Genomic DNA, 22,244 nt, shown 5'->3' with positions numbered 1-22,244 from the left:
CGACCACTTGCCCGTGCGCACCTCGGACATCACGTTCCTGATTCTCGGGCTCGCCGCCGGCCCGTCAAGGCTCTCCGCTTCGCTCCGACCCCGCGACGCGGGGCTGGCGGCCTTGACGGCTCCGGCGATCTCGCCCGGATTCGGCCAATACGTGATGCCCGAGGGGTTCAGCCCGCGGACATCAACCCAAACGCGACAGAAAGGAGGCACACCGTGCGTGACATCGCGACGACGCCGAGCATCGGCATCACGATCGGCCGACAGAGCCGCTTGTACCACGCGTTCGTGACCACCGCGCCTGCGGCGCTCGACAGCCCGTCGACGGTCACGCTCTACGCATCGATGCTGTCGGATCTCGCCGGGTTCGCAGCGGCCGACATCGACCACACCAACGGGAGCGGGCGGAGTCGCGCTCGCCTGGTCCTGGTCGATGCGGGCGAACTCGCGTGGCAGCGCGCCCGCTGCCGCGGGAATCACCACATCCTCGCCCCGGCCGACCCCGTGCTGGTCGGCCTGACATCGCTGCAGCACTGGCTCTGGCAGCGCCTCCAAACGCCGGTCGATCCCGGAATCGACGGCGAGGAGGACCCGCGGACGACGGCGGAGTAACCCGGACGTTCCACAACCGCCCGCCTGTGCGGCGGGCTTCACGAGGAGGTCAGACCATGGACGGAATCGTCGTCAAGATCGTCGCCAACGACAAGGGCAACCCGCCGGGAAAGCTGGCGGATGCCGAACTGCACTTCGCCAGCGGACCGCTTGACGGCCTGAAGCTGATCGGCTTCGGGATCTGGGAGCGCCGCAACAACGGCGGTCGGAACGTCACCTTCCCGGCGCGCCAGTACAGCGTCAACGGGGAGCGCCGCAGCTTTGCGCTGCTCCGCCCCATCGTCGACGCCGCGGCGCAGGAACGCATGCGGGATCTCGTACTGAGGGCCTACGCCGAGTACGAGGAGACAGCCACTGAGGCCGCGTCGTAGGTCACACAGCTCCCCCGGGTACCGCCTTCGGGCGGTACCCGGGACGGGGGGAAAACGGGGCCGAGGTTCACGGGTGAAGCGCGGGGTGCGGTCCGATGCCATTCACCGAGCACTATCCTGTCGGCGGCCAAGACACCCGGAATGCCGCGGCGCCCACGAGGAGCAGGGAGCCAGCGGCCCCCGAGGGCCAGGCGTTCGAGCGCCACTACCGGATCGGAGAACTCGCCGATTTGTGGAAGCTTGGTCGGGAGACCGTGCGGCTGCTCGTGAAGGACGAACAGGACGTGATCAAGATCCGGCTGGGCCGCAAGAAAGCGCACACGGTGTATTCGGTGCCTGAATCGGTCGCCGTGCGGATCCACACCCGTCTGCTCAATGGTCGCTAATGTCGTCCGCCGTGGAGAACGGTCAATCTGGGTGTCGGCAGACCTTGAAACGAATCCTTCAGAATCGTCGTCAGTCTGGCTTGCCGTTCAGGCACCCAGCGCGCATAGTGCTCGCGCACCGTCTTCTCATCGTCGCCGATCAGGTCGGCCACATCCGCGACCGATACGCCCCGCTGCAAGAGAATGCGCGCGAACGTGTGCCGGAAGCGGTGCGGCGTGGCGGGCTCCTCGAACGGTCCGGCGGCTTCGAAGGCTTTCGCCAGTCGTCTCCGCCAAATATTGGTGACCGTCTCGAGGCGCACGGATCGTGCGACGATGAATGGTCGGGTGCCACTGCGCTCGGCTCTCGCCAGCAAGCGGTCCCGCAACCAGTCAGGGATGTACGCGAACACGTCGCCACCGTTCTTCGTGGCCCTGATGAAGACCTGATTTCCCTTCAGGCGCTTGATGTCGAAGAACGTCGCATCGGAAATCCGGAAGCCCGTGTAGACCATCAGCCAGATCAGGTCCTTCAAGTCCTCGCCGGTCCAGGCGCCCACACCGGTTTCGTTCTTCCACTCGACGGTCACCTGGTCGCAGGCGTCGATGATGCGCTGCAGTTCGTCGTCGGTGAAGGGGGCCTTGTTGGCAGCCTTGCTCGAGCCCACGGGCGGCTTGATATCCGAACTGACGGGCGATTCGGGAATCCACTTCCGGTTCAGGCAGAACCGGAAGAACGCCCGTAGCGTCGTCAGCCGCTTGCCCTTGGCGCGCGCCCCGAGCTTCCAGGCCGACCAAAACAGGTCGATATCCGCAGCCGTGATCTGGTCGAGCATGATGTAGCCCTGGCTGTCGGCATAGGCGGTGATCTGTTTGGTGAACGTGTGGTACTTCCGCAGCGTCGCGGGCGCGAGGCCGGCCGACTCGCGACTCGTAATGAACAGGCCGCAGGCGTCCGCGATCGTCATGCGGGGCTTCTCGGGAGCAGGTTCGAGAACGGCCGGGGCCACCTTCGTGCCGGTCCACGAGTCCGCCTTCTCGTACACGTCGGCGATCTGCCGCGCCTTCTCCCAATCGGGGGTGCCCGCGGCCTTGCGCGAGAAGTTGCCGCCGAGCGAGCCCGAGAGGTGAATGCCGCAGTTGCAGCGTTTCCAGCCCTTCCGGTGTTCCTCCCAGTCGCCTGAGCGGGAATCCTCCGGGTGGGCCGCCTCACATTCGAGCCGGTGGCGACGGTAGAGCGTCAATGCCATGGGTGCTTCGCCTCAAGACAGCGTAGCACGCTATTGCACGCTGGCGAAGCCGAATGGCTGTAAGTTGTTGATTTTAATATGGCGGAGAGGGTGGGATTCGAACCCACGTGCCGCTTACGCGACAAGACGCTTTCGAGGCGCCCCCGTTACGACCACTTCGGTACCTCTCCGCATGCCGCCAACAGGTAGTTTCCAATTCTAGCATGAGGACGAGCGGGACGCCCGTCCCACTCGGTCGTGGCGGGCCCGCCTTTGCCCCTTCTCTACCGGCGGATCGCCCGGTACAACCGCGCCGGCACGCCGCCGAGCATCCGGTTGACGAACCGCAGCAGCGGCGGGCGCGTCGATGGCGCGAGCGCGGGAATGAGCGCCTTGCGCTTCTGCTCCTCCAAGTATCGCTGCACCACCGGGCAGCCCAAGCTGTCGAGGCAATACGGGCTCAGCCTGCCCTCGGCGAGGTAGCGGCGGATTTCCTGGATCTGCGGCGAGTTCCACGCGGTCGCCCATTCGGTCATCGGCGCGATCGGCTGGGAGCCGTGACAGCACGGCAGGATGCCGCGCCTGAGGATGTAGTAGCTCTCCCACGGTTCGCGGCAGAGGTACTCGCGCGCGACGCCCAGTTCCTCCGCGGCCAGTTCCTTGGCGCGCGCCACGCCGGCGGTGTCCTGCCGGTAGGTCACCCGTGCACCCTCCCCTCGCCGATGGCCGGCGCCTCGATCTTCCCGAAGTCGAACTGGCTGATCACGCGCACCTCGTACTGCTTCGCGTAGACGCCGCACTCGGTGAAGATGCGAGCCAGTTCCTCGCGGTCCAGCAGTTCCTGCTCGTAGTCGAAGTGGTAGCCGCCGCGGTCGCGCTGGATGTCGGGCGCCTCGAGATACAGCAGCGGCCTCAGCACGAGCTGATCGGCTTCCACCAACTCGCACAGCTTGAAGTACATCTCGACATCCTGCCGGTTCGCGCGCATCGGCATGAAGACGAGATTGAGCCGCGGCCAGCCGTGGCCCCGGCGTCTCGCGTCGCGCAGGAACAGCAATCCCGTGACGATCTCGTGCCAGTGATCGTTGCGCAGCCGCGCGTAGGTTTCCGGCGTGGCCGAATCGAGCGAGACGTAGAGATAGACCGGCTTCCCCTCGAGCGCACGGACGGTGCGCGCGTTGAAAGCCTGGCCGTTGCTCGAGATCTCGGCCATCTTGCCGTGGGACGTCATGAACTCGAGCACCTGTTCGAAGCGCGGGTGGAGCAGCGGCTCGCCGAACGAACAGTTGACGAGCTGCTTGGGGCCGCGGAAGAAGTCGCCGTAGTTCTCGAGCGTGCGGTCGTCGATGACCGCGTTGACGTGCTCGCCCTCGAGCGCCTTCATCGGGTCCCAGAGGCAGTACACGCACGCCGGCTTGATATTGCACTTGCCGTAGAGATCGATGCCGAGCATCAACGGGAACGACGACAGCGTGGTCGCGCCGTCGCGCAGTTCCTGCTGGTTCTTCGCCGCGTTCGCGGCCATGAACCAGGCCCGGTCGTGGCGTGCGGGATCGTCGTGGAACGAAATATCGCTGAGGCGCACGCCGAGCGGCCGCGGATCGCGATCGTGGCTGACGACCGGCGGAATCTTGTTCAACCGGAGGGTGAGGATGAGATCCTGCCCGGTCGGCGGGGGCAACTCGACGCTGTAGGAGTTCCAGGCCTTGAGCAGCGCGATCGTCCGGAGCGGGCGGCCGTCGGCGAGGATCGTCACTTCCTGCGTGAGGTTCCGGAACGACGAGAAGATCGGGAGCACGCAGTACCGGTTGCCTTGTCGCACCTGGTCGGTGATCCGCAGTTGTCCCTCGCTGCGCATCCAGCGGAACGGCCCGTTGTCGTCGAACTCCACCCAGAACCAGCCGTCACCGTCGATCGGCAGGCCGCGGTACGGGCTGGCCTCGGCAGCTTCACGCGGTACACCCCGCACCAAACCCGCAGCCGAGAGCACGTCGCCGGCCTCTCCCGCCACGCCACGGCTCGTCGCCGCCGCGTGGAACAGCTTCACGTACTGGTGGCGATGGCGATCGTCGTGGACCTCGAGTGGGCCGACGCGAATCCCGAGCGCGCGGGGATCGTCGGGATGCCGATCCACGGGCCACAGCGTGTTGAGACGGAACGTGAGCGTCAACGACTCTGGGGGAATCTGCTCCTTCGCGCAGCCCTCGGGCACGAGCGACACGTCGTACACGTGCCAGCCGCGCAGGACTGGCAAAGTCGCGAGCACATCGTCGCCACCCAGAACCGTCAACACCTGCTCCCCGTCCGGGCAATCACCCGACAACGGGACCTGCGCGAACCGTCCGCGTGCGCGCAGCGGCGCCGGCAGCAGCATCCGCGACGTCAGGCCCATCCACCGGAACGGAAAGTACTCGTGGTGCTCCCACTCGAACCAGCCCTCGGCGTCGATCGATTGCTCGAGCTGTTCTGCCGTAAGCACGTCGACGGCCCGAACCATCATGCCGAGCGCGCGCTCGTCGCCGGGCACAAAGAACGTCCGGTCGAGCGTCAGCTCGATCTCGAGCTCGTCCGACGATTCGATCTGAAACAGGCAGTTCCCGACGTCCGCGCTGACGGCGGTGGCACCGGCGGGGCGGCCGTTGACCGTCACCGACAGCACCGGCGGGACCGCGTCGTTGCCCCAGACACCCCCGGTGACGCGCAGGAGCGCGGGCCCGGACGCTGCCAGGCCGGTCATCCGGCAGCGTCCCACCCGTGTCATCCAACGGAACGGGCGAGACTGGTAGCGTTCTTCGGCGAACCATCCGTCGCCGTATGTCAGCGCAGGCTGTGTTGGCATGTCCAGAAGGGTCATGGTAGCCACCGGCTCGGACCGGTGTCAACGCGCGGTGGGAGTCCGGCTCTGCCGTCTGTCCGAGAAGAACGTCCGCATGACCGCGCGGCACTCGTCCTCGAGGACGCCGGAGACGACGCTGAACACGTGGTTGAGGCCCGGCGACAGGTGGGCGCTCTGCGCGGAGGCAATCGCGCCGCTCTTCGGCTCGGGCGCGCCGAAGACCAGTGTGCCGATTCGCGCGTGGACCATGGCGCCCACGCACATCATGCACGGTTCGACGGTGACGTAGAGCGTCGCGCCGGTCAGACGGTAGTTGCCGACGGCCGCTGCGGCCGCTCGAATCGCCACGATCTCCGCGTGCGCCGTCGGGTCGTGGCTGCCGATCGGATGGTTGAACCCGGCGCCGACCACCCGGCCGTCGAGGACGACGACGGCCCCGACCGGCACCTCGCCGGCCGCAGCCGCCCTCAGCGCCTGCTGCAGCGCTTCACGCATGAAATCGGGGTCGAAACTCACGCCTTCTCCGCCTGGCAGTTCCAGCAGGTGTCGAACTGGGGCTCGTTCTCTTCGCCACAGCGACGGCACCGCCACGGTGCTCCCTCGATCCGTCCGATCGCCTTCGAGCTGACCGCGAAGTCCACCACGACGTCCCGGGCATCGTCCAGTTGGTCCTCCGGCACGAGCACTTTCACCGCGGGCGCATTGCCCGCCGCGATCACGAACGGCGCCATGGTCCCCATGACCTCGTCGGCCAGCATGGCCGACACGCCGCTGCCTTCGAGAAGGTCGCGCAGGACCGTGGCGTCCGCGGTGCCACCGGCATAGACAATCACCCACTGACGTCGAGGCATCTGCAAGGATTCTATCAGCCCGGCAGGTTCTGGGTCGGACTGGTCAGCGTCAGCCGGCCGTGCGTCACACCCTTCATGCTGATGAGCGTGTCCGCGACACGACGGACCTGTCCGGCCCGGCCGCGCACGACCACGACCTCGAGGCAATGCTCGTGATCGAGGTGCACGTGCAGCGTGGAGAGCATCTCGTGGTGGAACTCGTGCTGCGCCGCGTTGAGCCGATCGCTCAACATGCGCTGGCGATGATCGTAGACGAGCGTAATCGTTCCGACAACGGGCGCGTCGTCGGCGCCTGCGGCCTGGTTGATGAGCGCGTCGCGAATGAGGTCGCGGAACGCTTCGGACCGGCTGCCGTAGCCGCGCTTGGTAATCAGCGTATCGAAGTCGGCGAGCAACTCCGAATCGATGGCCACACCGATACGACTGAGATCTGCCATGCGCCGATTATCGCCCACGCGCCCGATCTCCCGCCAGATCGCCAGGAGGCCGCCCGAACCTGCGCGGCACGCGCCCGGGGCTCAGGCGTCCAGCAGCTTGTGCTTTCCGAGGTAGTAGGTGAGGGCGCGCGGACTGATGCCGACCATGTCGGCGGCGTGCTTCTTCATCCCGTGCGTGGCGATGAGCGCCTGCCGAATCGTCTCGCGTTCCGCCCAGGCGACGTTGTCCGTGAGCCTCGCGGAAGGCAGCGATGGGGCCTGTGCCGGCGCCGCGACGCCAAGGCTCGAGAGGCCGCTGGCGAGCAGAACCGGGCCCGTCGAGAGCACGAGTGCGCGTTCGACCATGTTCTCGAGCTCCCGCACGTTGCCCGGCCACTTGTGCCTGCAGAGCAGCTCCAGCGCCCGGTCCTCCACCCGTTCGATCGGCCTGCCGACGTGCGTGGCATGTTTCCGAAGGAAGTGCTCCACCAGAATCGGGATGTCCTCCGGGCGCTCGCGCAGCGGCGGGATGTGCAGCGGAATCACGTTCAGCCGGTAGTAGAGGTCCTCGAGAAACTGGCCTTCGGCCACCATGCGGGTGAGGTCACGATTGGTCGCGGCAATCAGGCGGACATCCACCTGCTCGCTTCGCTCCGACCCGAGAGGCTCGAACTCGCGTTCCTGCAGGACGCGCAGGATCTTCGGCTGGAGGAGCGGACTCATCGTCCCGATCTCGTCGAGGAAGATCGAGCTGCGGTCGGCGAGCGCGAATTTGCCCCGCTTGCTCGTCATCGCCCCGGTGAATGCACCGCGCACGTAGCCGAACAGCTCCGACTCGAGCAGGTTGTCGGGGATGGCCGCACAGTTCACCTTGATGAGCGGGCGGACTCGCTGCAGGCTCTGCGCGTGGATGGCGCGTGCCACGCACTCCTTGCCGGTGCCGGTCTCGCCGGTGATGAGGACCGTGCTCTTCGAGGCCGCCACCATCCGCACGCAGGCCAGCACCTCCCGAATCGCGCGGCTCCGGCCGACCATCCCGTAGTTGTCGAACTCCTCGTCGCGCTCGGCCAGCAGCAGGCGATTCTGCGCGCGCATCTCCCGAACCTCCAGCGCGTGCGCGGCCATCGCGAGCAGGTGTTCGATGTCGAACGGCTTCTGCAGGTAGTCGAGCACCCCTGATTTCACGGCGTCGATCGCGCCTTCGATGGTCGGCTGGCCGGTCATCAGGAGAATCTGCGGGCGCTCCGCGTCCGGCACCGATTGGACCAGGTCCTTGATCAGGTCGAGGCCTGTGAACTCGGGCATGATGTTGTCCACGACGAAAACGTCGAACTGGCGCTCGAGCAGCAGCCGTTTCGCGTGTCGCGGGCTCGTGGTCTCGACCACGTCGTGCCCTTCCTCGCGCAGTGCGAGACCCAGCATGCGTACCATCGGCTCTTCGTCGTCGACAACCAGGATTGAACCACCGTGGGCCATGACGCCGGCGCCTCCCGACGCTGTTCGATGAGCTTCGATCGTCAGTTCGTAATCCCATGGGGCCGCGACCCGCGTCCGCAGGGTGGCGCGGCGGCCAGCCTCGGCTTCAGATGGGCCTGCACGAGGGCGCGAGATGCGCACGGGCTGAGGAAGTACTCTCCGCGTCCGACGTCGCGGATCGCCCGCACCAGGTCGTCGGCGACCTTGGCTCTGAGTACGACCCCTGAAATGCCGGCACCGAAGACGGCATGGACGTCGCCATCGAACGGATCGCCCTGCACGAGGATCACCCGCGTGGCCCCGGACGTTCCGCGGATGTCGTCCGCCAGCGTGAGCGTCTCTTCCCTGCTGAGGCAGAGGTCCAGGATGGCGACGTCGGGTCGAAGCACCCGGGCCAATGCGACGATGCCCGGACCGTCCGCCGCCTGGCCCACGACATCGACCTCGTTCTGCTCGAGGAGTGTCTCCAGGCTCCGCCGCACCGGTCCGAACTCGGCAGCCAGGAGAATCCTGAGCGGCATGTCGTGCTCCTTGTGCGCGTCGGTCGAGAATAGGCTGCGGGGAAGCCAGCGCCAAGTCGGTGAACACCGGGGAGAGCGGGAGGGGTTTCCCGGAGGGGGAGGACCAACAGGACCGGCGGGAATGCCGGCCTGCTACGGCTGAATGAGGCCGCGACGGATTGCGTATCGGACCAGCCCGGCCGTCTCGTGGATGTCGAGCTTCTCCATGATCCGCGTGCGGTAGGACTCCGCGGTCTTGACGCTCACGCCAAGCAGGCCCGCGACCTCTTTCGACGTGTTGCCCTCGGCGATGAGCTGCAGCACCTGACGTTCGCGTGGCGCCAGCGGCTCCGGCGGCTCTTCGGAACGGGCCAGGTACCCTTCGATGAAGACACGTGAGACCTTCGGGCTCAGGTAGATCTCGCCCAGGGCCACTTCCTTGATCGCCTGAACCAGGTCTTCCGCCGCCTGCGACTTCAGCACGTAGCCCCGAACCCCGGCGCGGAGCGCGGCCACGACCTGATGCTCTTCGGCGTGCATCGTGAGCAGGATGATGCGCGATTCTGCGCGGTTCCTCACGACCTCGCGGCTCGCATCGAGGCCGTTGAGCAGGGGCATCACCAGATCGAGCACCGAGACGTCGGGGTCGAGCGCGTCTGCGAGACGCACCGCCTCCTGCCCGTCCGCTGCCTCCCCGACCACAGCGAACCCTTCCCGCTCCAGCAAGGCTCTCAGGCCCTGGCGAACGATTCGGTGATCATCCGCCAGGAGAATTCGGAGCGGCATCGGATCTCTCCAGTTGAATCGTCGTGAGCAACTCGGTCCCGGCCCCGGGAGCGGAACGGATCGTCAACTGCGCGCCAAGCGCCTCGAGACGGCCCTGAATGCCGAGCAGTCCCAGGCCCGGGTGACCGTTCGAGCCGTGGCCCACGGCGTCGAAGCCCACGCCGTCGTCATCGACCGAACAGGCGATCTTCTCTCCCTCCTGCTTCAGCACGACCGATCCCCTCGTCGCCCGTGCGTGCCTGGTGATGTTGTTCAGCGCCTCCTGCACCATCCTGTAGATTGCGGTGGCGACTGGCGAAGGACACGGGCCGTTGACGGAGGCCTCCACGGTGATCGGGATGCCCGTTCGTCCGCTCACGCCCTCGGCGAGGAATCTCAGCGCTTCGACGAGGCCGAGGTCGTCCAATATCCGAGGCCGCAACTCGTGTGAGAGCCGACGGAGCTGGTCTTCGATCTGCTCGAGATTCTGACGCACCTCCTGGAGCCGTTCGCGGGCGGCCGGGGGCAGCGTCCGGGCCACGTCCGCCAGCGTGATGTGCGCAACGGTCAGGAACTGGCCGGCCTCGTCGTGCAGGGCGCCCGCTATTCGGCTGGCTTCGTGCTCGAGACTGTTGTTCAGCCGGCGGAGCGCGGCGTCGGTCCGCTTGCGTTCGGTGATGTCGCGTCCGGTCGAAACGAACTGCGTGATCCGGCCGGCCGCATCGCGAACTGGCGATACAGTCTGGTCCTCGTAATAGAGGCGACCGTCCTTCCTCCTGTTGGTGAAGACCTCTCGCACCGTGGAGCCGGCGAGGAGCCGTTGCCACAGATCGACGAAGAACCGGGCCTCGTGCGCATCGGACTTGAAGAGCCGCGGCGTGGCACCGATGGCTTCCTGTCGCGAGTATCCAGTCAGCCGCTCGAAGGATGGGTTCACGTACTGGATGACGCCGTCCCGGTCGGTCACGAAGACGCTGTCGTCCGTCTGCTCGATCACGCGCGACAGCGTCCGGAGCGCCTCCTCCGCCCGTTCCTCCACGCGCCGGTCCGTCGCGTCGTGCGCCCGCTGCCACTCTCGCACGAACAGCCGTTCGCTCTGCCGGAACACGACCACAACCGTTGGCAGGGCGACCAGGCCGAATGTCGCGAGACAGCGAACCAGCATCCCGTCGGACCACCACACGATCGGCACAATGCCTGGAAGGACCGCCAGCGCCAGCAGGACCGCCAGTCGCATGCGTACGTCCGGAGACGGACCGGCGCTGCTCATTAGTTTGCCAGAGTGGGGCCCGGCGCTCGTCCCGCAGGTTGCGGGCGCGTTCTAACACCGGTCCAAGGGCGAACCGGGGCAAATTCCATTCCAGCGGGAAGCCGGGGTGCTGGTGGCGCGACTGACCGCCAATGCAGGCAGTTTCTTCGGTGCGCCATCTCGGGCGGCAACGTGCCCGTGCATCAGTTACGTGTTGCGAAAGGGAGGTGGGTGACGACGACCGGCAGTTCCACGAAGCTGGCCTGGCCCGGCGCGTGGTAGATCCGTTGTGTCGCCTTCCGGTAGTCGGCCGGCTTCGCCCAGAAGATGCTCGGGACGAAGGTCTGGGGATTTCGGTCGTACAGCGGGAACCAGCTGGACTGCACTTGAACCATGATCCGGTGGCCGGGCCGGAAGACGTGGTTCGCCGTCGGCAGCGCGAACCGGTACACGAGCGGCGTGTCGGCGGCGATGGCCCGGGGCGTGTCGAAGCTCTCGCGGTATCGGCCGCGGAAGATGTCGGCCGACACCATCAACTGGTACCCGCCCATCGCCGGCTGGCCGGCCACCTCGTCGGGATAGAGGTCGATCACCTTCACGACCCAGTCCGAATCGGTGCCGCTCGTCGCGGCGACGAGGTTGGCAACCGGCTGCCCGCTGATCTTCACGGGTGCCGTCAGCGTCTCCGAGACGAACGCGAGCACGTCGGGACGCCCCGACGCTTCGCGCTGGTCGCCGACGAGCCACTCCGACCAGGCCGCGCCGCTGCTCGGCGGCACCGGGCGTGCGCGATACGGCACGGGCTTGGCCGGGTCGGATACGTACTCGTCGAACGGCGCATCCCCGGGCTTCGGCGCCGCGAACGCGGCCGTGAGGCCGGCTCCGAGGTACAGCGGCTTCGACTCGATCCCGCACCCGTTCGAGCAGCCCGCCGGCCACGCTGGCAGGCGGCGCCAGGTGTTGGTGCCGGTCTCGAACGCGGTGACCGGCGCGACGTCCGCCTTCGGTGCGCCGTCCTTCAGGTACTGCGCCAGAAAGGGAGCCAGCGTCTGCTGTCGAAACGCGAGCGCCGTGTCGGCGCCGAACCTGATCGCTCCGAGCGCGCTCCCATCGCCGATCTCCTGCGCGTGGAACCACGGGCCCATGACCAGGAACACCTTGTCGTTGTTCGTGTCCTTCGGCTCGATCGCCTTGTACACCGCGATCGCGCCGTAGATGTCCTCCTGATCCCACAGGCTGTGCACGAGCATGACGGGGACGTTCAGCGGGAGCGCGGCGAGGATCTTGTCCATGGCCTGGTCGCGCCAGAACGCGTCGTAGGCCGGGTGCTCGAGCAGCTTGCGCCAGAAGCCGACCTGTTCCAGGCCGCGCCGCCGCCCCAGTTCGCCCGCCGATCCGGCCTGCATGTACGTGTCGTAGTCGTCGAAGTGGCTGGTCCACCACTTCACCTCTGACCTGCGCGTCGCCTCCTGCGTGTAGATGTACGGCATGTTCTGCTGGCGGAACGCACCGTTGTGGAACCAGTCGTCTCCCATCCAGCCGTCGACCATCGGGTTCATCGGCACGGCCACCTTGAGCGCCGGGTGCGGGTTGACGAGCGCCATCAGCGGCAGGAATCCGTCGTACGAGATGCCCAGGATGCCCACCTTGCCGTTGGTCTCGGGCACGTTCTTCACGAGCCAGTCGATCGTGTCGAACGTGTCGGTGGCGTGATCGACCGGCGTCGGATTCTGCGGACCGTGCAGCGGGCGGTTCATCACGTAGTCGCCCTCGGACCCGTACTTGCCGCGAACGTCCTGGACGGCACGGATGTACCCGCCCTCGACGATCACGTCGGTCGCGTTGTCGTAGCCGGAGAGAATCGTGCCCAGGTGAGCGCTGTCGGCGTGGCTCGTCAGTGCCGTCGCATCGTAGGGCGTTCGGGTGAGAAGGATGGGCGCCCCTTTCGCCCCGTTCGGCACGAGGATGACCGTGTGCAGCTTCACGCCGTCGCGCATCGGGATCATCACGTCGCGCCTGGCGTAGTCGAAGCCGGCGGTCAGAAGCTGGAGCTTCTCCGGCGTCTCGCCCGGCAGGCCGGGATACGTGGCGGGCCGCTGCGGCCCACTCTGTGCCAGCGGCATCGCGCCGGCCAGCAGGACGGCGAGGACCGGGCCAAAGAATCGGGCGAACGAGGCGCGAGGATAGGACACGGCTGACCTCCTGGAGTAGACCCTACATTACTACGAGATCCAGGAGGACGGTCGCCGCCGCGCTGTTCGGGTCCGGGTTCGCGGGCACGGAACGAGCGGCGTGTCACTCGGTGCGGCTAGCGCTCCACGTTGGTCACGTCCACGGCCAGCCGCCAGCCTTCGGGCCGTCGCTTCCAGACGTGAAGGTAGAACCCCTTCGTGGCAGTGCCGCCGGAGTCACTGCCGATCGCGTACGCGCCGTAGGAGTAGGCGAGGTCTCCCGCCGTCGAGACCGAGACGTGCGACGGCTGCCACTGAAGACGCGTCGGCAGGGACGGCATCGACGCCGCGGCCGCGAGGCGCCCGACGAGCGGCGCGTCGTTCGGTCGGTAGAGGCGGAGATCGTCGGTGCCTCTGTCTCGGCAGGCCGCCTGCAGGCCGTCGCGGCCTGCCCGCTCGGCGAACTCCCGTTCGGCCGTTTCGATCTCGGTCTTCGCGGCGTCCTCCCCCACCAGGCCAGCCGGGCGCACGCCGTGCACTTCGGCCGCCTTGAACTCGCGCGGCCGGAGCGTGCTGCCCGACGCGACAGGAATCCCGAAGTCGGCCACGACCTTCCACTGCCCGCCGGACGGCCTCCGCCAGACGGAGAAGAACCATCCCTCGGCGATCGTCTTCCCGTCTTCGGTGAGCGTGTAGGGCCCGGTCGTGTACCCGAGTTCACTCGAGAGCGCGATGTCGCCCGTCACAGGTTCCCAGTCGAGGCTCCGCTTTCGCGCCGAGGTCGGCGCGGCGGATTTCGCCAGCGCGGCCTTCGTGTTGGAGGGGCCGGGATCGAACCAGACTCCTTCGTCGGCGAAGTTGGCGAGAAAGGCCTCGCGCTGGCTCGTCCGGACGCTGAGCTTCGCGAAGGCCCGTTCGGCGTCTGCGAGCGACACCAGCCCGTCTTCCCGCCCCTGGCCTGTTACGACAGCGGCCATGGCAACCGCGCACGCCAGCGACATCACACTCCGCATACCGCGAGCCTCCTGGCCGGTAATTTGCCGGCGGTCGACGATTGTTGCACCCACGCGAGCCGGCCGCAGCCGTCTCGTGTCGCGCTCCCCGTCCAAGGGTGTGGCACAATCCCTCCGCTGCAACAGGGCTCTTTGTGTGTCGGGCGACGTGACGTCGCGCGCGCTGCGCTGGGGACGCAATGAAGACGAGTGGCGAACTGTCAGTCGTCCGGGCCAAGCCATCAGACCGTGCGGTTCTCGCACGAGTGTTGAGACGCGCGTTCGGGAACGAGCCGGCCCAGACGTGGTTGTTCCCGAATCGGTATGTGCGGGCCGTCGCGTCACACCTGTGGTTTGTGGCGGCGTTGAACGCCGGGTTCGACCGGGGCCGCGTCTGGTGCCTGGCTGACAGGACCGCCGTTGGCGTGTGGTTTCCGCCCGGGGCCACCGCCGAACTGCAGGGCCCGGCCGAACGCTGGCTGCGCGTGCTCGTCTCGATGGCCGGCGGAGCCGAGCGGCGCAGAATCACCTTGGAGCGTGCGCTGCACGAGCACCGGCCGATCGAGCAGCATTGGCACCTGGCCGCCGTCGGCACCGAGATCCACGCGCAGGGCCAAGGGCGAGGGCGCGCCGTTCTCGAACCTGGCCTCGACGTGTGCGACAGCGAGAAGGTGCTCGCCTATCTCGAGACATCGGAGGCCCGGTCCGTTTCCTTCTACGCGCGCCTGGGCTTCTCGGTCCGAAGTGAGATTCGAGCGGGGACCGCGCCACACGTGTGGTGCATGGTCAGGACGCCGCGCCCCTGAGGGTGTTTCTTCATCGCGAAGGTTCGGGGGCGGAGTTTCTACCGCTTCATGACGGTGTTCCTGGCATCGTCGCCGAGTCGCGTCTCGGCGGACCGCACGGGACGGCCTCCACGAAACGATCGAGCGGCAGCGTTCGCGGCCTCAGCCGGCACGCGAGTTCGTAGGCCACACGGGGCCGGGCGGCTCGTATGGCGTGAATGGCGTCGGGCAGGGCGGCGGGCGCCTCGCACGCCGTACACAAGGCCGCCTTCAGCAGTCGTTTGTCGGTTTCGTTGGTGAGCCACCTGGCGGCGATGAAGCCGAAGCTCACGACGGCGCCCAGCAGGATGGGAAGCCGAACGGGCCACGCCCCGCTGGCGGGGAGGAGGGGCACGGCCAGCGCGAGCAGGGCCCCCGGAAGCGCACCAACCGCCCCGCACAGCAGGAGTCCGGGCCGTGCGATGCGGACACCGGGAATGTCCGTGGTCATCGCGGGCCAGAGGTGCACGTCGTGGGAGACGACGGCGTTCAGCACTCCGCCGGCCGCCGCCACGGCGACCATCCACTGCATCGGCACGAACACTGGCTCCATCGTCTGCCTTCTTCCGGTCGGTCGGGCCTTCTCGGTGGTTCCCGAGCCTCCACATGGGAGAACGGCGATCGGCGTCCGTTCGTACAAGCCGTCGTCTTTGCACAACTTCGGATCGGTGGCCCGACGCACGGTCCGAACCTCTGTTAGGATTGAGCGGCGCCTGTCGGATGCCGCCTTCGCTGCGCTGAATTCGCCACGTGGGGGCAGACTATGAGCCAAGCGCCGGCGACACCTCCGTCCCGTCCGACGCTCACCGGAGCCAACTCCAACGAACTCCTCGATCGTGCGCGACGCGGTGAGGCCCGCGCGCTCGAAGTGCTCTTCGCGCGCTACTTGCCGCGTCTGCATGCGTGGGCCCGTCGGCGCGTGCCGACCTGGGCGAGGGATGCAGTCGACACCGAGGACCTCGTGCAGGAAACGGTCCTCCAGACGCTCAGGCGCCTTCCTGCATTCGAACCGCAGCGCGACGGTGCGCTGATCGGGTACCTGCGGCGGTCGCTGGTCAATCGGATTCGGGACCAGTTCAGGCAGGCGGGCCGGCGCCCGAGACATGCGGAACTCGAGGAGGAGCCCTCGAACTCGGGGAAATCCCCGCTCGCTCTCGCGATCGACCGGGAGCAGCAGGATTTGTATCGGCGCGCCGTGATGCGTCTCCGGCCCGCCGACCGCCAGTCGATCGTGGCACGCCTCGAGCTCGGATACAGCTACGAACAACTCGCTCTCGTCCTCGACAAGCCGACGGCGGAAGCGGCCAGACTCGCGGTGCGGCGCGCGCTCGAACGCCTTGCCCGGGAGATGGAGGATGGCTGAGGACCGGCTCGCGTCGATTGCCGAAGCGATCGCCGACGGAAGGCCCGTCGACTGGGCCGAGGCCGAGGCCGCCGCCACCGAGTCGGAGCGTGCCCGTGTCCGCCACTTCAAGACCGTGGCGTCGCTTGCCGCGGCCGCCCGGCCCGTCGAGCCCCTGCCCAGGCCCGCCGAACATCGCCTGGTTTCGTTCACGTTCACGCTCGTCCTGATCGTTGCGGCTGTCAAGGTCGCATTCGGCACGGGGGCGGCGATCACGAGTGCCGTCATCGACGGAGCGTTGTCCCGGTCCGTCTGGCCGCACGTGGCCTGCCTCGCCACGTTCGGCATCGCCGCCGTGGTCCTGACACAGGCAGGCAGCGGCGATCAGCGTGCGCGCAGCCTCGGCCGGCTGTTTCTCGTCATTGCCTCCGCCTTCGCCGACCGTCTCGTCGGACTGGCCGATCGTTGGCCCGAACTCGAGCGGCTGACGACGCTTCTGACGCACACGGCGGCCGATGCGTTCCTCTCGTACGCGCTGTGGCGCTTCGTCTCGGCCTTCCCCAACACGGCGACCAACCCTGTTCACCTGCGGGTCTCCCGGCGGTTTACCGCCGTCGCCTTCGCCGTCGGCGTGGCGCTGGCGCTCGTCAACCTCGGTCTCCTCTACGGACCGACTCAGCATGCGGCGCTGCTGGTGTTCGGCGATCGCCTCGAACCCACCCGAAGCTGGTACTGGGTGGTGCTCTTCAGCGTGGGTGCACCCGCCCTTCTGTTCCTCCTGTGGCGGTCGCGGTTCGATTCGCGGGAGGAGCGGCGCCGGAGCGGCTTCCTCACCGGGGCGCTCGTCGTCGGCTTCACACCCATTCTGGTGGTCGTTCTCGGGTCGCCGTTCACGCCGTTCATCGAAGATCCCACGCATCGTCCAGCCTTCGGCGTCGTCGTCTACCTGTTCCTGCTCTCCATCGTGCCGGCGACCGCGTACGCGGTCCTCGTGCACCGTGTGATGGACCTCAAGCCGCTCATTCGACGGGCGACCCGGTACGCGGCGGCGCGGAAGGCCGTGTTGTTGCTGTCCGCGGTTCCGCTGGCGTATCTCTGCCTCTACGTGGTCATGCGTCGGCACGAGACCGTCTACGTCCTGGTTTCGACCCTCGTGCTCTCGCCGCTCGCTCCGGTGCTGGGGCTGGGCCTCGTGCTGTTTGCAGCCCGTCAGCGACTCCTCCGGGCCATCGACCGGCTCTTTCTGCGCAGCAGCCCGGACTTCCCACGGATCATCGCGGCCCTCGACGGAGAACTGCGAAAGGCGCGAGGCGTTCGGGACATCTCGACGACGCTGGCCCGAGAAGTCGAGCGCGCCCTGCACCCGCGGCGGGTTGCCGTGCTCCTGCTCGATGAGAAGGCGGAACGCTTCGTCTCCGTGGAGGAGGACACGCCGTCACTCTCCGCGAGATCGACACTGGGCCGCCTGCTGATCGCCTCCGCACAAGTGATCCGCGTTGCCGGCGACGAACGCAGCCCGCTCTTCGACTTGCTGCCTCCCGACGACCGGGCGTGGCTCGTCGAGAGTGCCGTGCAACTGCTGGTGCCGCTCGTGTGGTGGGGGCAGCGGCCGACCGGCGTGTTGGCGCTGACCGAACGGCGTACCGAGTTGCCGTACGACGCCGAGGACCAGGTGGTCTTGAGTCTGATGGCCGGCCACGCGGCCATCGTCGTCGAGAACTGGCGCCTGAGCGATCAGCGACATGGCCGGGGTCGCGATGCCGTTCGGTTCAACGCAGACGAACCGGGGGACTGGAGCGACGAGCCCGCGGCCCTGTGCTCCGCCTGTAAAGCCGTGCTTCCGTCGCTCACCCGTCTCTGTCGATGCGGGGGCGGCACAAGCACCGCGGCGCTCCCGCAATTCCTGCACGGGAAGTTCCATGTGAATCGGTTGATCGGCACGGGCGGCATGGGCGTCGTGTACGAAGCGGTGGACGTCGTCCTGGACCGCAGGGTCGCCCTGAAGGCCGTAGCGCGCCTTGCCCCCGAGCGTGTGGCCGTCCTCCAGCGAGAGGCGCGCGCCATGGCGATGCTTCAACACCCGAACCTGGCGCTCATCCACGGCACCGAACGATGGCGATCGACACTGATTTTGGTGATGGAGTACCTGGACGGGGGCACGCTGGCCGACCGGCTCCGGCGGCGTCCGCTCTTGCCGGCCGAAGCCATCGACCTGGCCGTCGCCCTTGCGGACGTGCTCGAACGGCTGCATCTGTCCGGGGTGCTGCACCGCGACGTCAAACCGAGCAACGTCGGTTTCACGAAAGACGGCGTGCCAAAGCTCCTCGACTTCGGCCTGGCCGACATCGGCACCGAGGCGCGCGCGGCAGCGGCGACCGACCGCGTGGCCGCCGGGGCTGAGAACGAGTGGTCGCAGCACCTCGCCGGAACCCTCACGTACTTGTCGCCTGAGGCGTTCGCCGGGTTCCCACCGGACCCATTGGTCGACCTGTGGAGCCTGGCCGTCTTGCTGTATGAGGCGCTGGCCGGGCGCAATCCGTTCGCTGCCGCGTCGGCTCACGCGGTCGTTCAGCGCGTGCGGCAGTCCGCCCCGCCCGACGTCCGGACGTATGCCGTCGATTGCCCGTCCGCCGTGGCGGAGTTCCTGGGCCGGGCGTTGGCGCGTGACCCTCGCGCGCGTCCGTCGACCGCGGCCGAGTTCCGGGAGACCTGCCAGCGTCTTCGCGCCACCATCCAAGCACGGTATTGACATCGACGGGACGCCGCCGGCCGACGGCGCCTCGGCATTCCACGCAAGAGCCGGCGACGCCTGAGCGATCGTCCGGTCCGGGGTGGTGTACGAGGTGGCCCGGATTGGCGTTCTCGCATCGACGGTCGCAACAACCGCTGAAACAATGCGAGGCCCACATGGACGCAGAGCAGGAAGTTGACTTCGTACTTGCCGACTGCTTTCTCGCCGCTGGCCGCGCGCTCGGACGACGCAAGCGGGTCGACTACGACGCGATCGTGTGGTGGCGTCAGAGATACCGCCGCTTCTTCCTCTACGCGATGACCGATCTCGGGAACTGTTGGGAGGCCGACCGTGATCGACTGCACGGCGTGGGGAGGTTCCTCGGCGAGCGGGCTCGCGTCCATGCGGGTGACCGACCGAACGTGGACCTGAAGGCGGCGATGACGGCGTCGGCTGAAGTCGAAGCGGGGTGCCGAATGCGGGGGTTGGGCGCGGGACACACACCTGCTGGCGCACGCCCGGAATCCTGACGACGTCCGCCGGGAATCGCGACGCCACGCTCAGGTCACCCGTCTCGCGGAGAGTGGTATCAGAACGCTGCGAAACGTAGCAAGGAGGGGAGAGATGTCCGTCCGAGACCCGTTGCTCACGTACGTGCCCCCTGGACTTCGAATGCCGGACGAAGAGCGCGGCATTGTCGCCGACGTGGCGAGCCAGCGCATCGCCGATGCCGCCTCGGCCGAGCGACGAACCCGCGAAGAGGCCGTTGACTACATTCTCGAGGACTGCTTCCTGGCATTCGGCCAGGCGGTGGGCGACCGGAAGTCCGTTCGGCGCGAGGCGGTCATCTGGCTTCGCCAGCACTATCGCGAACGCTTCCTCGGGGCACTGCATCGGTTCGGCAACCGCTGGCTCCTCGATCGGCAGACGGTCATCAACGTGGGTTTCCTGCTCGGGGATCGGGCCGTCCGCCACTCCGGGTTCCGCCCGGAGATCGACAGCGACGCCGCACGTCGGGCGGCCAAGGACGTCGAACGGTACTGCACCATCCACGGGCGGCGACAGAGCCGCGGTCGCGCGCAGGGTGAAGGCGAGCCTCTCCGAGCCGGCACCTGGTGCATGCCCTACGGCTCGGACCTGTAGCCGGGTTCCCACGGGAGGAGCGGCCGAGGCGTGGCGGGCATCGCGACGTGGTGTACGAAACGGGCCGATCGCCCGTTCTCCCGGCAACGGACCCGATGCGGAAGGTCGAACGGCCTTCCGCCGGTCATCGTGATGGACACAGGCACGTCATGAGAGAGCTGAGCATCCACGTCACCGATCGCTGCAACTTCCGCTGCCAGTTCTGCGTGTGGGGCGATCGACTGGTGCGAGAGGGCGGGGACGTCGCCGCGGCTGATATCGAGGTCTTCCTCGAGTCGAACCGTGACCAGGGATTCGAACGAGTCAACCTGCACGGGGGTGAACCGACACTGCGCCGCGATCTGTTCGACGTCCTCGCCAGCGTGCGGGCGTTCGGCTATCCGTCGGTATCGCTTCAAACCAACGGTTGGGCGCTTGCCGACCGTGCCTTCGTCGAGCGGCTCGCCGCCGCGGGCGTCTCGCTCTTCATCGTCTCGGTCCACGGGCCCACCGCCGACATCCACGACGATCTGTGCGGCGTTCCCGGCGGCCTCTCTCGGGCGCTTCGCGGCATAGAGCATGCGGCGGCGCTGGGCTGCGCGGTGCGAACGAACACCGTCGTGACGACGCGCAATTTCAGCCTCCTGGCGGCGACCGTCGAGCGGGTGATCGCGGCGGGTGCCTCGCACGTCAACATCTCGAGCCTGATGCCGGCCGGGCGCGCGGCGGCGGCCGGGGCGGCTCTCATGCCCCGATTCGACCGCATCGCGCCGCACGTCGTCGCCGCCGTCCGCGTCGCGCTCGACCGCGGCGTGGTCGCCACGCTCGAGGGATTCCCGTCGTGCGCCGCGCCGGAACTCGCGCATCTCTGCCTGGCGCGCGACGATAGGCACGGGCACCAGATCACCTGCCTCATCCACGGCGTCATCTGGCAGAACCACGACGCGTACGTCGCGTCCACGTGCAAGACGAAGGGGGCCTCCTGCGCGGCGTGCGCGCTGACCGGCGAGTGCGGCGGCGTCTACCGACCCTACGTCCAGCTGCACGGCTGGGACGAGTTCCAGCCGCAGGTTGCCGGTGCGGCATAGGGGGAGGATCATGCGACTTCCCCAGTACTTCATCACGCTCCACGTGACGCGACGCTGCACGAACCGTTGCCGGTTCTGCACGACCGACCCGCTCGGCCGTCCGCCGGAGACCGTTCCCCTGCCGGCCCTCGACGCGTTTCTGCGCGAGCACACCGGCCGCGGGTACGAAGCGGTGTGCGTCATCGGCGGTGAGCCCACCGTCTACGAGCCACTCGTCGAGCTACTGCGTCGGATCCGGCAGTACGGCTACCCCACGGTAATCATGTTCACCAACGCGCGCCGTCTCGCCGATGCGGACTACGCGAAGCGTCTCGTTGATTTGGGTGTGTCCTTCTTCGTCATCTCGGTACATGGCCCGAACGCGGCGGTGCACGACGGACTGACGACCGTGCCGGGGAGCTTCGACGAAGCGATGCAAGGCATCGACAACGTCAAGCGCCTGGGGCAGGGCGTGCAGTCCGCCACGGTCTGTGTGCAACAGAACTACCAGGACCTGCGCGCGATCGCCGGCGTCCTCTCGCGTGCTGGCGTCGACACCGTGAACCTGGCGGGGCTGTGCCCGGCGGGCCTCGCGGCAAGCGGGCTTCGCAACCTGGCTGTGCCGTACTCCGAGCTCCTCCCCGTCCTCGACGAGACGATCCGGTACTGCGACGAGATCGGCCAGCACGCCGTGCTCGAGGGATTTCCATTCTGCGCGGTCCGCCCGCACGAGCGCCTCTGCGTCGAGTGGTGGCGGACGCGCAAGGAGCGGATGCTCTTCTACGGGCAGGTCATCGACGACTACGACGACTGTCTGAATGCTACCGGCAAGCGCCTGGCCCCGCCTTGCGCGGGCTGCGCGGCGAGGACCGCGTGCGGGGGCGTGTACACGAACTACCACCAATTGTTCGGTCACGCCGATCTCGAACCGTTTTCCACGTGGCCTGGTCCGGCGCCGCGAATCCCCCGGGCGTCCGGCGGTCTGCAGGAGCAATGCGATGTTCTGTCCAACGTGCGGGCGTGATGTGGGAACGGCTGCAACGCGGACCTGCCCGTCGTGCGGTAGCGGCGTGCCCGACGGCCTCGAGGCACGCTATCAGCGCGCGCTGTTCAGGGGCACGCTCGCGGCGCTCGTCATAATCCTGGGTCTCCTGTGGTTCGTCAGGATCGCGGTCGGACGGATCGGCCCGGAGGAGTTCACCCCGGTCGTGGCGGTGCTGACGTGGATCGCCGCGCTCACGGTATTCCTTGCATTCGTCTTCGCGCGGCGCCGGCGCGTCCTCGCAGGCGGTGCCGGTGCCCGCCGTGGCAACGAGGAGCATTGAGTG

The 22,244-nt window shown here is 67.7% G+C and carries 24 protein-coding genes and 1 tRNA gene; 11 read left to right on the top strand and 14 right to left on the bottom strand.

The genetic code is table 11. From position 1 onward, the window contains the following. Positions 1-213: 213 nt before the first annotated feature. The 3 genes from VGK32_12485 (at position 214) to VGK32_12475 (ending at position 1,366) form a co-directional block, all read left to right on the top strand. A complete protein-coding gene (locus tag VGK32_12485; GenBank protein ID HEY3382582.1) occupies positions 214-609 on the top strand; it encodes a hypothetical protein in 396 nt (131 codons plus the stop codon). Between the two features lie 56 nt (positions 610-665). Then, on the top strand, positions 666-980 hold the full coding sequence (locus VGK32_12480; GenBank protein ID HEY3382581.1) for a hypothetical protein: 315 nt from the start codon (positions 666-668) through the stop codon (positions 978-980). 95 nt (positions 981-1,075) lie between these two features. Next, a complete protein-coding gene (locus VGK32_12475; protein HEY3382580.1) occupies positions 1,076-1,366 on the top strand; it encodes a hypothetical protein in 291 nt (96 codons plus the stop codon). Here the strand turns inward: VGK32_12475 and VGK32_12470 are convergent. From VGK32_12470 to VGK32_12410, 13 genes are all read right to left on the bottom strand, one after another. Next, complete coding sequence (locus tag VGK32_12470; protein ID HEY3382579.1) at positions 1,363-2,595, bottom strand: site-specific integrase; 1,233 nt, start codon at positions 2,593-2,595, stop codon at positions 1,363-1,365. The two genes, VGK32_12475 and VGK32_12470, sit on opposite strands and share 4 nt — an antisense overlap. A gap of 79 nt (positions 2,596-2,674) precedes the next feature. Then, a tRNA-Ser gene (locus VGK32_12465) sits at positions 2,675-2,765 on the bottom strand. A gap of 93 nt (positions 2,766-2,858) precedes the next feature. Continuing rightward, entirely contained in the window at positions 2,859-3,275 is a 417-nt protein-coding gene (locus tag VGK32_12460; GenBank protein HEY3382578.1) for an SPASM domain-containing protein, read from the bottom strand. Continuing rightward, positions 3,272-5,311, bottom strand: a complete 2,040-nt coding sequence (locus VGK32_12455; protein HEY3382577.1) for a radical SAM protein — start codon at positions 5,309-5,311, stop codon at positions 3,272-3,274. The genes VGK32_12460 and VGK32_12455 overlap by 4 nt, the downstream gene beginning before the upstream one ends. Before the next feature lie 141 nt (positions 5,312-5,452). Next, positions 5,453-5,926, bottom strand: a complete 474-nt coding sequence (gene tadA, locus VGK32_12450; GenBank protein ID HEY3382576.1) for a tRNA adenosine(34) deaminase TadA — start codon at positions 5,924-5,926, stop codon at positions 5,453-5,455. Next, entirely contained in the window at positions 5,923-6,261 is a 339-nt protein-coding gene (locus VGK32_12445; GenBank protein HEY3382575.1) for a DUF2007 domain-containing protein, read from the bottom strand. Before VGK32_12445 ends, tadA begins: the two co-directional genes overlap by 4 nt. Before the next feature lie 14 nt (positions 6,262-6,275). Then, positions 6,276-6,698 (bottom strand): nickel-responsive transcriptional regulator NikR, encoded by a 423-nt coding sequence (gene nikR / locus VGK32_12440; GenBank protein HEY3382574.1) that lies wholly within the window; start codon positions 6,696-6,698, stop codon positions 6,276-6,278. Positions 6,699-6,779: 81 nt separating this feature from the next. Then, entirely contained in the window at positions 6,780-8,153 is a 1,374-nt protein-coding gene (locus tag VGK32_12435; GenBank protein ID HEY3382573.1) for a sigma-54 dependent transcriptional regulator, read from the bottom strand. A gap of 41 nt (positions 8,154-8,194) precedes the next feature. Then, positions 8,195-8,674 (bottom strand): response regulator, encoded by a 480-nt coding sequence (locus tag VGK32_12430; protein ID HEY3382572.1) that lies wholly within the window; start codon positions 8,672-8,674, stop codon positions 8,195-8,197. A gap of 132 nt (positions 8,675-8,806) precedes the next feature. Continuing rightward, positions 8,807-9,439, bottom strand: coding sequence for a response regulator transcription factor (locus VGK32_12425; protein HEY3382571.1), 633 nt, complete (start codon positions 9,437-9,439; stop codon positions 8,807-8,809). Beyond that, positions 9,411-10,655, bottom strand: a complete 1,245-nt coding sequence (locus VGK32_12420; protein HEY3382570.1) for a PAS domain S-box protein — start codon at positions 10,653-10,655, stop codon at positions 9,411-9,413. Before VGK32_12420 ends, VGK32_12425 begins: the two co-directional genes overlap by 29 nt. Positions 10,656-10,870: 215 nt before the next feature. Further along, positions 10,871-12,859 carry a CocE/NonD family hydrolase gene (locus tag VGK32_12415; GenBank protein ID HEY3382569.1) on the bottom strand — a complete coding sequence of 663 codons (1,989 nt, stop codon included), beginning with the start codon at positions 12,857-12,859 and terminating at the stop codon, positions 10,871-10,873. A gap of 116 nt (positions 12,860-12,975) precedes the next feature. Then, positions 12,976-13,851 (bottom strand): nuclear transport factor 2 family protein, encoded by an 876-nt coding sequence (locus VGK32_12410; GenBank protein ID HEY3382568.1) that lies wholly within the window; start codon positions 13,849-13,851, stop codon positions 12,976-12,978. A gap of 179 nt (positions 13,852-14,030) precedes the next feature. Here VGK32_12410 and VGK32_12405 point away from each other — a divergent pair, with 179 nt between their 5' ends. Further along, positions 14,031-14,636 carry a GNAT family N-acetyltransferase gene (locus VGK32_12405; protein HEY3382567.1) on the top strand — a complete coding sequence of 202 codons (606 nt, stop codon included), beginning with the start codon at positions 14,031-14,033 and terminating at the stop codon, positions 14,634-14,636. A gap of 46 nt (positions 14,637-14,682) precedes the next feature. Here VGK32_12405 and VGK32_12400 read toward each other — a convergent pair whose 3' ends face one another. After that, positions 14,683-15,207, bottom strand: a complete 525-nt coding sequence (locus VGK32_12400; protein HEY3382566.1) for a hypothetical protein — start codon at positions 15,205-15,207, stop codon at positions 14,683-14,685. A 210-nt stretch (positions 15,208-15,417) separates the two neighbouring features. On the opposite strand from VGK32_12400, the gene VGK32_12395 reads away from it, so the two are divergent. The 7 genes from VGK32_12395 (at position 15,418) to VGK32_12365 (ending at position 22,241) form a co-directional block, all read left to right on the top strand. Further along, complete coding sequence (locus tag VGK32_12395; GenBank protein ID HEY3382565.1) at positions 15,418-16,017, top strand: sigma-70 family RNA polymerase sigma factor; 600 nt, start codon at positions 15,418-15,420, stop codon at positions 16,015-16,017. Next, a complete protein-coding gene (locus VGK32_12390; protein ID HEY3382564.1) occupies positions 16,010-18,745 on the top strand; it encodes a protein kinase in 2,736 nt (911 codons plus the stop codon). Before VGK32_12395 ends, VGK32_12390 begins: the two co-directional genes overlap by 8 nt. A gap of 158 nt (positions 18,746-18,903) precedes the next feature. Beyond that, positions 18,904-19,257 carry a hypothetical protein gene (locus VGK32_12385; GenBank protein HEY3382563.1) on the top strand — a complete coding sequence of 118 codons (354 nt, stop codon included), beginning with the start codon at positions 18,904-18,906 and terminating at the stop codon, positions 19,255-19,257. Positions 19,258-19,351: 94 nt separating this feature from the next. Then, a complete protein-coding gene (locus tag VGK32_12380; protein ID HEY3382562.1) occupies positions 19,352-19,870 on the top strand; it encodes a hypothetical protein in 519 nt (172 codons plus the stop codon). A gap of 149 nt (positions 19,871-20,019) precedes the next feature. Then, the gene (locus tag VGK32_12375) at positions 20,020-20,937 is read left to right on the top strand and encodes a radical SAM protein (GenBank protein ID HEY3382561.1); all 918 of its coding nucleotides are present in this window, start codon (positions 20,020-20,022) and stop codon (positions 20,935-20,937) included. 10 nt (positions 20,938-20,947) lie between these two features. Then, the gene (locus VGK32_12370; protein HEY3382560.1) at positions 20,948-21,940 is read left to right on the top strand and encodes a radical SAM protein; all 993 of its coding nucleotides are present in this window, start codon (positions 20,948-20,950) and stop codon (positions 21,938-21,940) included. After that, positions 21,915-22,241 (top strand): hypothetical protein, encoded by a 327-nt coding sequence (locus VGK32_12365; protein ID HEY3382559.1) that lies wholly within the window; start codon positions 21,915-21,917, stop codon positions 22,239-22,241. Before VGK32_12370 ends, VGK32_12365 begins: the two co-directional genes overlap by 26 nt. Positions 22,242-22,244: the final 3 nt, after the last annotated feature.

The sequence above is a fragment of the Vicinamibacterales bacterium genome (assembly GCA_036504215.1).
In the GTDB taxonomy this organism is placed as follows: domain Bacteria; phylum Acidobacteriota; class Vicinamibacteria; order Vicinamibacterales; family Fen-181; genus FEN-299.
Note: the sequence above shows the minus strand (reverse complement) of the source record. Positions and strands in the feature narration are given on the sequence as shown.

What these genes read in the sequence shown, in the direction of transcription:
- VGK32_12480 (HEY3382581.1), top strand. Translation starts at nt 666, where the DNA reads ATGGACGGAATCGTCGTCAAGATCGTCGCCAACGACAAGGGCAACCCG.
- VGK32_12475 (HEY3382580.1), top strand. Translation starts at nt 1,076, where the DNA reads ATGCCATTCACCGAGCACTATCCTGTCGGCGGCCAAGACACCCGGAAT.
- VGK32_12470 (HEY3382579.1), bottom strand. Translation starts at nt 2,595, where the DNA reads ATGGCATTGACGCTCTACCGTCGCCACCGGCTCGAATGTGAGGCGGCC.
- VGK32_12455 (HEY3382577.1), bottom strand. Translation starts at nt 5,311, where the DNA reads ATGACCGGCCTGGCAGCGTCCGGGCCCGCGCTCCTGCGCGTCACCGGG.
- VGK32_12445 (HEY3382575.1), bottom strand. Translation starts at nt 6,261, where the DNA reads ATGCCTCGACGTCAGTGGGTGATTGTCTATGCCGGTGGCACCGCGGAC.
- nikR (HEY3382574.1), bottom strand. Translation starts at nt 6,698, where the DNA reads ATGGCAGATCTCAGTCGTATCGGTGTGGCCATCGATTCGGAGTTGCTC.
- VGK32_12435 (HEY3382573.1), bottom strand. Translation starts at nt 8,153, where the DNA reads ATGGCCCACGGTGGTTCAATCCTGGTTGTCGACGACGAAGAGCCGATG.
- VGK32_12430 (HEY3382572.1), bottom strand. Translation starts at nt 8,674, where the DNA reads ATGCCGCTCAGGATTCTCCTGGCTGCCGAGTTCGGACCGGTGCGGCGG.
- VGK32_12425 (HEY3382571.1), bottom strand. Translation starts at nt 9,439, where the DNA reads ATGCCGCTCCGAATTCTCCTGGCGGATGATCACCGAATCGTTCGCCAG.
- VGK32_12420 (HEY3382570.1), bottom strand. Translation starts at nt 10,655, where the DNA reads ATGCGACTGGCGGTCCTGCTGGCGCTGGCGGTCCTTCCAGGCATTGTG.
- VGK32_12410 (HEY3382568.1), bottom strand. Translation starts at nt 13,851, where the DNA reads ATGCGGAGTGTGATGTCGCTGGCGTGCGCGGTTGCCATGGCCGCTGTC.
- VGK32_12405 (HEY3382567.1), top strand. Translation starts at nt 14,031, where the DNA reads ATGAAGACGAGTGGCGAACTGTCAGTCGTCCGGGCCAAGCCATCAGAC.
- VGK32_12400 (HEY3382566.1), bottom strand. Translation starts at nt 15,207, where the DNA reads ATGGAGCCAGTGTTCGTGCCGATGCAGTGGATGGTCGCCGTGGCGGCG.
- VGK32_12395 (HEY3382565.1), top strand. Translation starts at nt 15,418, where the DNA reads ATGAGCCAAGCGCCGGCGACACCTCCGTCCCGTCCGACGCTCACCGGA.
- VGK32_12390 (HEY3382564.1), top strand. Translation starts at nt 16,010, where the DNA reads ATGGCTGAGGACCGGCTCGCGTCGATTGCCGAAGCGATCGCCGACGGA.
- VGK32_12385 (HEY3382563.1), top strand. Translation starts at nt 18,904, where the DNA reads ATGGACGCAGAGCAGGAAGTTGACTTCGTACTTGCCGACTGCTTTCTC.
- VGK32_12380 (HEY3382562.1), top strand. Translation starts at nt 19,352, where the DNA reads ATGTCCGTCCGAGACCCGTTGCTCACGTACGTGCCCCCTGGACTTCGA.
- VGK32_12375 (HEY3382561.1), top strand. Translation starts at nt 20,020, where the DNA reads ATGAGAGAGCTGAGCATCCACGTCACCGATCGCTGCAACTTCCGCTGC.
- VGK32_12370 (HEY3382560.1), top strand. Translation starts at nt 20,948, where the DNA reads ATGCGACTTCCCCAGTACTTCATCACGCTCCACGTGACGCGACGCTGC.
- VGK32_12365 (HEY3382559.1), top strand. Translation starts at nt 21,915, where the DNA reads ATGTTCTGTCCAACGTGCGGGCGTGATGTGGGAACGGCTGCAACGCGG.